The organism is Dyella sp. (genome assembly GCF_036568765.1).
Taxonomy (GTDB): Bacteria; Pseudomonadota; Gammaproteobacteria; order Xanthomonadales; family Rhodanobacteraceae; genus GSA-30.
Genome location: NZ_DATCRY010000068.1, coordinates 1 through 11,209, shown reverse-complemented (window position 1 = coordinate 11,209; position 11,209 = coordinate 1). Strand labels below are relative to the sequence as shown.

At 60.5% G+C, this 11,209-nt stretch carries 12 protein-coding genes and 1 tRNA gene; 10 read left to right on the top strand and 3 right to left on the bottom strand.

Annotated features, from left to right (window positions below):
• From VIM98_RS05555 to VIM98_RS05520, 8 genes are all read left to right on the top strand, one after another.
• Window positions 1-1,841: heme lyase CcmF/NrfE family subunit (locus VIM98_RS05555; protein WP_331992104.1), on the top strand; the 1,841-nt coding region annotated here is incomplete at its 5' end.
• Window positions 1,838-2,380, top strand: coding sequence for a DsbE family thiol:disulfide interchange protein (locus tag VIM98_RS05550; RefSeq protein ID WP_331992103.1), 543 nt, complete (start codon window positions 1,838-1,840; stop codon window positions 2,378-2,380). The genes VIM98_RS05555 and VIM98_RS05550, both read left to right, overlap by 4 nt.
• On the top strand, window positions 2,377-2,826 hold the full coding sequence (locus VIM98_RS05545; protein WP_414650191.1) for a cytochrome c-type biogenesis protein: 450 nt from the start codon (window positions 2,377-2,379) through the stop codon (window positions 2,824-2,826). Before VIM98_RS05550 ends, VIM98_RS05545 begins: the two co-directional genes overlap by 4 nt.
• Entirely contained in the window at window positions 2,823-3,860 is a 1,038-nt protein-coding gene (locus tag VIM98_RS05540; protein ID WP_331992102.1) for a c-type cytochrome biogenesis protein CcmI/CycH, read from the top strand. Before VIM98_RS05545 ends, VIM98_RS05540 begins: the two co-directional genes overlap by 4 nt.
• Window positions 3,860-4,963, top strand: a complete 1,104-nt coding sequence (metX, locus tag VIM98_RS05535) for a homoserine O-acetyltransferase MetX (protein ID WP_331992101.1) — start codon at window positions 3,860-3,862, stop codon at window positions 4,961-4,963. The genes VIM98_RS05540 and metX overlap by 1 nt, the downstream gene beginning before the upstream one ends.
• 171 nt (window positions 4,964-5,134) lie before the next feature.
• Window positions 5,135-5,713, top strand: coding sequence for a cysteine dioxygenase family protein (locus VIM98_RS05530; RefSeq protein WP_331992100.1), 579 nt, complete (start codon window positions 5,135-5,137; stop codon window positions 5,711-5,713).
• 27 nt (window positions 5,714-5,740) lie between these two features.
• Window positions 5,741-5,826: transfer RNA gene (locus VIM98_RS05525), tRNA-Leu, on the top strand.
• 279 nt (window positions 5,827-6,105) lie between these two features.
• Entirely contained in the window at window positions 6,106-6,519 is a 414-nt protein-coding gene (locus VIM98_RS05520; RefSeq protein ID WP_331992099.1) for a contact-dependent growth inhibition system immunity protein, read from the top strand.
• Window positions 6,520-6,670: 151 nt separating this feature from the next.
• Here the strand turns inward: VIM98_RS05520 and VIM98_RS05515 are convergent, their stop codons facing one another.
• The gene (locus tag VIM98_RS05515) at window positions 6,671-6,988 is read right to left on the bottom strand and encodes a hypothetical protein (RefSeq protein ID WP_331992098.1); all 318 of its coding nucleotides are present in this window, start codon (window positions 6,986-6,988) and stop codon (window positions 6,671-6,673) included.
• A gap of 459 nt (window positions 6,989-7,447) precedes the next feature.
• The gene (locus tag VIM98_RS05510) at window positions 7,448-7,852 is read right to left on the bottom strand and encodes a VOC family protein (RefSeq protein WP_331992097.1); all 405 of its coding nucleotides are present in this window, start codon (window positions 7,850-7,852) and stop codon (window positions 7,448-7,450) included.
• A gap of 510 nt (window positions 7,853-8,362) precedes the next feature.
• Between VIM98_RS05510 and VIM98_RS05505 the strand changes: the two genes are divergently transcribed.
• Window positions 8,363-9,592, top strand: a complete 1,230-nt coding sequence (locus tag VIM98_RS05505; protein ID WP_331992096.1) for a GGDEF domain-containing protein — start codon at window positions 8,363-8,365, stop codon at window positions 9,590-9,592.
• A gap of 22 nt (window positions 9,593-9,614) precedes the next feature.
• Window positions 9,615-9,881, top strand: coding sequence for a hypothetical protein (locus tag VIM98_RS05500; protein WP_331992095.1), 267 nt, complete (start codon window positions 9,615-9,617; stop codon window positions 9,879-9,881).
• A 521-nt stretch (window positions 9,882-10,402) separates the two neighbouring features.
• Here the strand turns inward: VIM98_RS05500 and VIM98_RS05495 are convergent.
• Window positions 10,403-10,960 carry a 2OG-Fe(II) oxygenase gene (locus tag VIM98_RS05495; RefSeq protein WP_331992094.1) on the bottom strand — a complete coding sequence of 186 codons (558 nt, stop codon included), beginning with the start codon at window positions 10,958-10,960 and terminating at the stop codon, window positions 10,403-10,405.
• Window positions 10,961-11,209: the final 249 nt, after the last annotated feature.

The window sequence follows — 11,209 nt, the reverse complement described above, 5'->3', positions numbered from 1 at the left end:
AAGCCGTATTCGTAGCGGCAGCGTTCTTCATTCTCGTCGCCTCGTTCCTGCATTTCGATTTCTCGGTGCGCTATGTCGCCGACAATTCGAACCTCGCCTTGCCCTGGTATTACCGTATCGCCGCCGTCTGGGGCGCGCACGAAGGTTCGTTGCTGCTGTGGATCTTCATCCTCAACGTGTGGACGGTGGCATTGGCGGCACTCAGCCGGCATTTGCCGGAGATCTTCATCGCGCGCGTACTGGGCGTGCTTGGCCTGGTCGCAGTGGGCTTTCTGGCCTTCATCATCTTCACCTCGAACCCGTTCCTGCGCGTGCTGCCGATGCCACTGGACGGCGGGGACCTGAATCCGGTGCTGCAAGACCCGGGGATGACCTTCCATCCGCCCGTGTTGTACATGGGCTATGTCGGTTTCTCGGTGGCCTTCGCTTTTTCCATCGCAGCCTTGCTTGGTGGCGAACTGGAGCTGGCCTGGGTGCGTTGGGCTCGGCCATGGACCAATATCGCCTGGGGCTTCCTTTCTGCCGGTATCGTCGCCGGTAGTTGGTGGGCCTACGCCGAACTGGGCTGGGGCGGCTGGTGGTTCTGGGATCCGGTGGAGAACGCCAGTTTCATGCCCTGGCTGGTCGGTGCCGCCCTGGTACACGCACAAGCGGTGACCGAAAAGCGCGGTAGCCTGCGCGCGTGGACCATCCTGCTGTCGATTTTCGCTTTCTCGCTGTCGCTGCTGGGCACCTTCCTGGTGCGCTCAGGTGTGCTGACTTCGGTGCATGCATTCGCCTCCGATCCGCGCCGCGGGCTGTTCATCCTGTGCTTCCTCGTCATCGTGGTGGGTGGCTCGCTGTTGCTGTATGCGCTGCGCGCGCCCAAGGTCGCTGGCGGCAAGCCGTTCGCTGTGATCTCGCGCGAATCGGCGGTACTGGTCGGCAATCTCATGTTGACGGTCGCGGCCGCGATGGTGCTCCTGGGCACGCTGTTCCCGTTGATCGGCGACGCATTGAACCTGGGCAAGATCTCGGTCGGCCCGCCTTACTTCGGTTTCCTGTTCACGCTGCTGATGCTGCCGGTGGTGCTCCTGCTGCCGTTCGGTCCTTACTTGCGCTGGGGCAAGAGCGACACGTCACCGCTCAAGCAGGTGCTGATGCGCGCCGGCCTTGCCGCGGTCGGCAGCGCCATCGTTGCGGCCATCGTCACCGACGGCCAGACCAAAGCCATTGCCGGTGTAGCAGCCGCCATCTGGACCGGCCTGGGCACCCTGCTCTACGTGATCAAACGCTGGCGCGAGATGCCGCGCGGCCGCCGCTATCCGGCCGAAATGGCCGGCATGCTGCTGGCGCACTTCGGTGTCGGTGTGTTCCTGGTCGGCGTGCTGCTGTCCGAATCGCTCAGTGCCGAACGCGACGTGCGCATGGCGCCGGGCGAAACGCAGGTCATCGGCGGTTACGAATTCCGCTTCGATGGCGTGCGCGAAACCGAAGGCCCCAATTGGAAAGCCGATCAGGGCGATGTGACCGTCACACGCAGCGGGCAGCCCGTGGCGGTCATGCATCCGCAGAAGCGCGTGTATTCGCGCGGCCAGGTACAGACCGAGTCTGCGATCGACCCGGGCATGACCCGCGATCTTTATGTCGCACTGGGCGAACCGATGGATCCCAATCACGCCGAAGGTGCGTGGGCGCTTCGCCTTTACTACAAGCCGTTCGTGCGCTGGATCTGGCTCGGCGGCCTGTTCATGATGCTTGGCGGTTTTGTCAGCGCCGGCGAACGTCGCTTCCGTGCCAGCCGTGCCGAGGCAGCCGCGCGCAACACCAAGCCTTCTCCCCTGCAGGAGTCCGAAGCATGAGGCGGATGATTCCCTTCTTCGCCTTCGTGCTGCTGGCGGGCCTGCTTGGCTTCGGCATCTGGTGGAACACTCAGCACGATCAGCGCGAAGTGCCCTCGCCGCTCATCAACAAGCCGGCACCGGCCTTCGTATTGCCCAAGCTGGACGAGCCGTCCCGGACGGTCAGTCGCGATTCCATGCTCGGCAAGCCATATCTGATCAATGTCTTCGGCAGCTGGTGTATCGCCTGTGGCGAAGAGCATCCGGTGCTGATGAGCGAAGGCAAGAACATCGGTGTGCCGCTGGTCGGCTACAACTACAAGGATGCGCCGGAGAACGCCAAGGCCTGGCTGGCGCAGCACGGCAATCCTTACGACCTGATCATCGCCGACGAAGAAGGTCGCACCGCGATCGATTTCGGCGTTTATGGCGCACCGGAAAGCTTTCTTGTCGACGCCAAGGGCGTGATCCGCTACAAGCACATCGGCCCGCTCACCAGCGACGTGATCGCCAAGGAACTCAAGCCTGCGATCGCTGCACTGGCCAAGGAGCAGCCATGATGCGCAGGCTGCCATCACTGCTTTGCCTGCTTGCGCTCCTGACTTCCGGCGTGGTCTTTGCACAAGCGATCGATCCGCTGCCATTCAAAGATCGCGCCGAAGAAGTGCGCTTCCAGAAACTCACGCGCGAACTGCGCTGCCTGGTGTGCCAGAACGAAAACCTTGCCGACTCCAACGCCGATCTGGCGCGCGATCTGCGGCACGAGGTATTCGATCAGATGCAGGCCGGCAAGAGCGACGACCAGATCAAGCAGTATCTCGTCGATCGCTATTCGGATTTCGTACTGTATGACCCGCCGGTCAAGGCCGGCACCTTGCTGTTGTGGTTCGGACCGCTGGCGATCCTGCTGGCCGGCGCAGGCGTGGTGGTGTTCACCATTCGCAAGCGCGGGCGCACCGAAACGCCGATCGACAGCGCGACGAACGATCAAGGGGAAGACTGGTGATATTCGGTTTCTATGCGATCGTCGCGGCCATGCTGGCCGTGGCGTTGGCCCTGGTGTTGCTGCCGATGATCCGCCGCGCGCGTGAAGCTGGCCGGCCACGACAAGTATTCGCCCTTGCACTGGCCATTGCCCTGGCTTTGCCGATTGCCGCGGTAGGGCTGTACTTCGCGGTCGGCACGCCGGTAGCGCTCAATGGCGTTCCCAAGCAGGCGCCCATGAATATCGATCAGGCGCTGGCCGAATTGACGCAGCATCTGGCGGAAAAGCCCGGTGATGTGCAGGGCTGGATGCTGCTGGGTCAAACCTACGGCGCCATGCAGAAACCGGCCGAAGCGCGCGACGCTTATGGCAAGGTACTGAGCCTGGATGCGAACAACACCGGCGCCATGGTGGGCTGGGCCGAGGCCGATTCGGTCGTGCGCCCCGATCACACGATCGACGGCCGCGCACTGGAACTGATCGAGCGTGCGGTGCAGTTGGACGCCACCAACCAGCGCGGCCTGTGGCTGCTTGGCATCAGCCAGTTCCAGCACCAGAAATTCGCCGAAGCGGCCACCACCTGGCAACGGCTGCAGCCGCTGCTCGATCCCGGCTCCAAGGTTGCGCAAGCGGTCACCGAACAGATTGCCGTCGCCCAGTCGCGCGCCGGTATCGCGCCCACACCCGCGCCCGGCGCGGATGTCGCCACCGGCCCGGCCTTGCAGGTGGAAGTAGATCTTTCTCCAGCGTTGAAAGCCAAGCTCGCACCGGGCGACACGCTGTTTGTCTATGCCCGCGCCGAACAGGGCCCACCCATGCCGCTGGCCGTGGCCAAGCTTGCCCCCACGGCGTGGCCGGTCCATGTCACACTCACCGATGCCATGGCAATGATGCCGCAGCACAATCTGTCCAGCGTCCAGCGCGCGTTTATCGGCGCACGCGTGAGCAAGAGCGGACAGGCCATCGCGCAGAGCGGCGATCTGGAAGGCGATGCCGGCGTTGTCGACGTGGCCGACAAGAACCCCATCAAACTCACCATCGATAAGGAACATTGATGCACGACGCACGTCGCTACCATGCACTGCCCTCGCCCTTCGCCATGAAACGCGGCGGCGTCCTGCATGGTGCTCACGTTGCCTACGAGACCTGGGGCAAGCTCAGCGCCGCGGCCGACAACGCCGTGCTGATCCTTACCGGTCTGTCGCCCAGCGCGCATGCCGCCGCTCATGCCGAGGATCCTTCGCCCGGCTGGTGGGAAGACATGATCGGACCGGGCAAGGCGATCGATACCGATCGCTGGTTCGTCATCTGCGTCAACTCGCTGGGCAGCGACAAAGGCTCCACTTGCCCCGCGTCGCTCGATCCAGCCACCGGCGAGCCTTATCGCCTGAGCTTTCCCGAACTCTCGCTCGAAGACGTCGCCAACGCCGCGCACGCAGCCGTAAGCGGTTTGGGCATCGCGCAACTCGCCTGCCTGATCGGCTGCTCCATGGGCGGCATGAGCGCCCTGGCCTATATGCTGCTGCATCCGGGCAGTGTCCGCGCGCACATCAGCGTGGATACCGCGCCGCGCGCACAGCCTTTCGCCATAGCCATCCGTTCCTTGCAGCGCGAAGCGATCCGCCTCGATCCGAACTGGAAAGAGGGCCAGTACAGCCACGACAGCTACCCCGAAGCCGGCATGAGCATCGCGCGCAAGCTCGGCGTGATCACCTACCGTTCGGCAATGGAATGGAACGGCCGCTTCGCCCGCATCCGCCTCAACCCCGAGCAGCGCGACGACGATCCGTTCGGCTTGGAATTCGAGGTGGAATCCTATCTGGAAGGCCACGCGCGCCGCTTCGTGCACACCTTCGACCCGAACAGCTATCTGTACCTGTCGCGCGCCAGCGACTGGTTCGATGTGGCCGAGTACGGCGAGGGCGACGTGCAACGTGGCCTTGAGCGCATCCATATCGAGCGCGCGATGGTTATCGGTGTAAGCACCGACATCCTGTTTCCGCTCGAACAGCAGGAAGAGATTGCCGAAGGCCTCAAGGCTGCAGGCGCCGACGTCGAGTTCGTCGCGCTCGACTCTCCGCAAGGCCACGATGCGTTCCTGGTCGATATCGAGAACTACAGCCGGGCGATCGGTGGTTTTTTGACCTCCTTGCGATAACTCCCCCGCACATACGCCCTTCCCCCTGTCTACGGGGGGAGGAAGCCAGTCTGCGATGTCGTGCCAGTCAGGCTCCGGTAGGCATATGCCGCCCAGCCAGTGGTCCCCAAACTGACACCCCTCCCCCACGCTGGTAAACTCACCCCGCACCTGCCGTACCGAGAACCGCACATGCTCACCATGGAATTCCCCGGCTGCCGCAAGCTGATCGACGAGATCGACGCGGCCGTGGCCAAGGGCACCACCCCGGCCATCACCGACAGCCTGCGCAATAGCCTGTGCAAGCTCATCCGCGGCCACGAAGTCGAGCTTCCCGAATGCGTCTTCGAAACCGCCGAAGGCCGCTACGCCCGCCGCGAGCTCTATTGCAGCGAGCAGTACGGCTACTGTGTGGTAGCGATGACCTGGGGCCCCGGCCAGGGCACTCCGATCCACGACCACGACGGCATGTGGTGCGTCGAAGGCGTCTGGAGCGGTGCCCTGGAGGTGGTGCAGTACGAACGCCTGGCCGACGAAGACGGCATGTGGCGCTTCCAGCCGGTCGGCTCGATCCAGGCCGGCCCCGGCTCCGCCGGCAGCCTGATCCCGCCGCACGAGTACCACACCATCCGCAACCCCACCGAGGAAGTCGCGGTCAGCCTACACATCTACTCCGGCCAGATGACCCGCTGCGCCGTTTTCAAGCCGGTGGACGAAGATGCCCACTACGAGCGCCAGGAACGCAAACTGGGGCTCGACCCGGTCCACTGAAGTGTGCATAATGCACCGCTCACACGTGCCGGTGTGGCGGAATGGTAGACGCGGTGGACTCAAAATCCACTGGCAGCGATGTCGTGTAGGTTCGAGTCCTATCACCGGTACCAAGTGGATGTTTCTAGACTTGCCACAGAGTCCAAGGAACAAAGGAAAAGCCCGCAGACTTGCGGGTTTTTTTATGCCTGATGATCCATCTTCTTTAGCCATCTCTTGGAATCTCGTCGCAGATCAAGATCGGCCCAGATCTTTCGTTAGCCGAAGCCTGTCGACCTGCAAATCGGAGATTCTGAGAATCTTCAACGCTTCATGTTCCATCCTCGCTTTCCCAGCGACCCGCAACAATTAGAGCCTCATGCCGGGAATCGCTATATGCTTTGAACTCAAGCGTGCAGATCGCTGATCGGGTATTTCTGGCGCTTCGGAAGCTAGATATTCATCGATTGCCCAATAGAGCTGCGATGCACATGACGAGCTGCAATCCAGAGTCGGTCAAAGGAAAAACACTGACCCAGCTTGAAGGTAGCGACTGGGGCGAATCTCAGTTGGATTCCTATATAGCCAACGCCTGTCATAAATTGCGCCATAAGCCACTCGGCAACATGACAACCGAAGATTTACGCATGCTTCTCGGCCAAGGAATTGGGGTCAAGCACGTAATGCCGTTCGCTTTGACTGCACTGGAAGAAAGCCCGCTAGCGGAAGGAATGCACTTCCCCGGCGACCTCCTGTGTAACGTACTCAGGATAAACGGGGCTTTTTACGATAGGAACCAGAGCTTAGAAAACAAGTTGAAGACGTAATCAAGGGCGTGCTCTTAAAAATGAGCACGCTGGACAAATGCGACTACCGCTGCACACAAAAAGCTGTGAATGAAGCAATCGAAAAATTCAGAGGCGCAGCAAACCGACGTCCCGACGCGGACTAAGAGCTACCTATCGTCCCGGTTCCTCCTTAGTGGTCCGCTATTACTTCCTCCGATCTAAGTCGTCGAATCGTCCTGCATAACTCCAACGCCTCGCAGATCAAATGATCCAACGCGGCGATCGAACGTAGAACGTTGCGCCGTTCGTCCGGTTGCAGGAGGGCATGGCAAGCCAATCGGCTCGCGTTGGACAAGCGTGACTCGAGCACTAATGTGAGCTCGGACAAACCAATGGATTGAAGACTCCCATGGCGTTTGCCGCTATCGCGCATGCCCTTGGCATGACGCAGCACGCTTTCGATTAGGTCAGAGGGGATATCGTGGGGTTCGACGGTGCTGTCGGTCATCGCGGGCTCCTTGCTCGGGGCCGCCACGCGCGAGATTGCGGGTGGCGGACGTGTCGGGCTGGAAAACCGGTGCTTGATCGGCAGTATCCGGCAGGACCGAAGCCCTCCCGACACGTCCGCCATAAAATTATGGCAGAGGGGCGCCGTAACGCCTACAAATGAGGCGCCGTAAACGTTACGGCGCCTTTAGGACACCGATCAAACAAACGGGTTTCCAGGCCCGGCCGCTGCTTTTTCCAGCGGCGAAACGATGATGCGCAGTCTGCGTTTGATGTTCAACCCTTCGAACGATTTTTCAAACTTATTTGATGTTCGCGCAGCACGCAAAAGAGTAGGCATGAGTTTTTTGAATGATGTGTATCATTCATTGGAAGAGGTGGTAGCAGACAAAAAACCGCGTTTTTTATCGCCACCGCGGCAAACTCTGCACGAGCAGAGACGATCGCCAGAGCGGAAGCGTTACGCGCTCTTGTTCTTTTCGTCCCAAGCCATCGGTTCCCACAACTCCACTTTGTTCCCATCCGGATCCATGATCCAGGCGAACTTACCGTTTTCGTGAGATTCGGGACCGCCAACGATTTCAACACCGTCCGCGCGCAGGCTTGCGATCAACTCATCGAGATCGTCAACGCGATAGTTGATCATGAAGGCCGAGTCGCTGGGGCTGAACCACTGGCTGTCTTTCTCCGCGACGGTCCAGACGGTGAGTCCTTTGTCTTCGGCCTTGTCGTCCGGCCATCGCAGAATCGCTCCGCCCCAGACCTCAAGCGGCATGCCCAGGTGCTTTTTGTACCAGGCGGCAAGTGCAGCGTTGTCATTTCTGCTCTTGAAGAAGATGCCGCCGATGCCGGTCACTTTAGCCATGTCTGTCCATCCAGGTTGATGATCGATGCCATCTACGGCGGCACCATGCCTTAATCCAGACCGTACCATCCCTATGGTCGTGTCATCCATAGTAGAACGGTGTAGCCAAAGACCAGTCCGCCGTGATCGTTGCCAACAACGTGAAAAACTGGCCGATTGTCCAGGTCCCGGCCAATCGGCCCGATACAAACCCACCGTGACAAACAACGATTGAACAATCAACGAGCGCCCTGCCGCGCTTCTCAGGTGTTTTTTGGTTTGCAAGCCTTTTCTGTCGAGCTCACGGTAAAGCCTCAGCCCATCGCCGCCGGTCAAGGCAAACCCAAGCATCATTCATCGATGTAGACAGATTATTCACAATGTCGAGCAGGTTTCCCTGATTTCCGCACAAGCCACGATTGCCAGGCTCGATCGCTCTCGCCTTATAATCCACGAAAGCCCGCTTGGGGGGTGGCTATGCTTGGAAGCGCATTCCGTCATCTGTCTGTCCGGCGACGGATCACCTTGATCGTGGCATTACTGCTGTTGCCCATGGCGGGTTTAAGTATCGTCAGCGTTATTGTGCTCAATCGCCAGGAAATCGCTTTTCGCGATGCTGTCGAAGAGTCTGTCCATACACTGCTGCCATTGAGCACGCTGGAACATTACCTGGAACGCACGCTGGTTATCGAGCTGGCCGCCGAGTCGCATGAATCCATGCCCGGCTTCGCTGCACTCACTCAAAGCATCGACAGCAATTTCGCCATTGTCGAAGAGACGCACTTTCGTAGCGATTTGCCGACAGACGAAGTCGCCACGGCGCACCGGGCCTGGCTCGCTGCCCGTCCCGTGGTGGAGCGCTTGGTCGAACAGGTCCATTCGTATGGACCGCCGGATCGCACTGGCGAATCCCTGGCGCGCAAAGAGCTTGAAGAAACCATCGGACATGTAGCGCATGCCAGACAGCAAATGGCACGCGCCGTGGAGGCACGATACGAGCGTGCGATACGAGAACGGCACCGGCAGCTGGAATGGCTGCTGTGGGGCTGGGTGGTCACATTGACGGTCGCAAGCGTACTCGTCGCCTTCCTGCTCAAGTCGTTGCTTCGCCCTATCGACGATCTGGCTCGCGCAGCGCATGCACTCGGTACCGGCGCGCGCGGCGTGAGAGCCGAGGTTACCGGCCACGACGAATTGACCGCATTGGCTGAGCGTTTCAACGAAATGGCGGCCTATTGGGAATCGACCCAAGGTAGCTTGCTGAATCAGGCGAATGCCGACCAACTCACTGGGCTGTTGAACCGACGTGGCATTCAGGCCGCGCTGGACGTGGAACTGGTCGACCACGTCAACGCCCATCAACCCCTGGCGGTACTCATGATGGACCTGGACGGGTTCAAGCCCATCAACGACCGTTACGGGCACGGTGCAGGCGATCGGGCGCTCGTATGGGTCTCGAGCAAGCTCACCGCGCTGCTCAGGGAAAACGATCGCCTGGGCCGCTATGGCGGCGACGAGTTTCTAGCCATCCTCCCAGGCTCGAATAAAGAGCACGCGCAACAGGTCGCCGATCGCATGACCGCTGCCATCGCGGAAGCCAGCTCTCAGGAACCCACCCTCCCCTCCATCAGCATCGGTGTCGCTACCTCGCCGGAGGACGGCCAGAGCGCCCGCGCCTTGCTGGACGCAGCCGACGGTGCGCTTTATGTCGCCAAGCGCAAGCGCGCTACCGGCGTTGTCCGGGTTTTGCCGAACCGCTAGCTCCAAGAGGTGCACATCGATCATGAGCAGTGTCGAAATGGCTCTCTATGTATTGGCGGCGATAAACAGCGTCATGTCGCTTGCTCTCGCCTTCTCGCCTGGCTGCACCCGAAAGCAGAAGCTTGGGCAGGTCTGCGTCGTTTGGCTGCTACCCGGCCTTGGGGCGGTGTTGATGGGTGCATTCCTTTATTCCGAGCATGCGAGACCTAAATTTGGCTCGTACCATCCGGAGGCACCTGAAGATCCGGGGATCATCATGCACTATCACGATCGACGCCCTCCTCACTGAGGTATATCCCGGGCCCGGTGCTCGCTATGTGAGTGAGGGCTACGCCCATCTCGTGCCGGGCATCGATAGCGACCTTCGTGACCAGCGCGCGGTTCGGGGATTCTTTCCATTGAAAGCGTCTTGTGTATGACGCGCATGCCGTTGAAGTCGAGAGTCTGGCCGCCCCTATTTCATGGACGCATCACCGCATGCCAGTCTTTGCTGCTGCAACGACAGGCATACACTCAGAAAAACGGTATCTTATCTAGCTGGCCTGGCCTCCTTCCAGGACTTATATTTCTCGGGAAGACATAGGGCACATGGCCTGTAGCCTGCGGCAATCGCAGTGGCTTCGCCGCAGAAGAATACACGTCGCTTTATATAGCCGCCCCTGGCGATTGCGCGAAGCGCTGCGCGGCAATCGAGGCGACCATAGATCCTGCTGCCTCGATGGCCACCCAAGCTACCCGGTACTGCGCTTCGATACGGCTTGCCGTCCTGGCCGATCAAAGTAAATGTCTTGTGCTGCCGAGCCATCTCGGTCACCACGCATCGTGAAACGACCATTCCGCGCCGATACGCTCGCCGCGATGCACACGGCTGATGGCATGTTTGAGGTTGACCCGGTAATAGCCCGAGTTGCCTCGGAACGGGCGATCGGCAGCGCAAATGATCGCTGCGTCTCCGAGCCGAAGCGGCAACACGATCGGCCGAGATTGCATGCGCGGGCGTCGTTCGACCATGACGAACTGGCCTCCCTCGAAATCCTTTTCCGGTTCGGACAGCAATGCGACGATTTGCAGCGGAAATATACGTTCGCCACTGGCATGCTGGTGCAACGACAGATAATCTTCTGTGCCGAGCCGGCACACATAAGACTGCCGCTGCGCCTGCCCCACGCTTCGATCGGCCTCATAGGAATCGGGCAGCTCTGGCCGATAGCGATCGGCGATGCCCAACGTTTCGTTCCAGCGATTGGCAATGATGGCAAGGTGGCGATAAAACGCCGCACGCCATTCCGCCCATGGCGTGTGATCGAAGTAGAAGAGCTCGCCGCTGCCTAAACCGGTAGCGGCCAGTGACACGCGGTAAGCGTTCATATCATCGATCCTGCCCGCCAGATCGTGCACCCTCTCAGCCCCCAGCAGGCCAGGCAGCAAGGCATAGCCCTCCCCGTCCAGGTGGGTGGCGATTGCTGGCCAGTCGAGGCGATCGATTACTCCCGTATCCTCCGCCGCGCGAGCAGGCTCCGCTAAAGCCTTTGCATACATGGCGGGCATCCCGATCGATCCGCTCAGCATGAGGGAAACATGACGGTCTGCGCCTCGGCGGGCTTGGCGACAATTGCC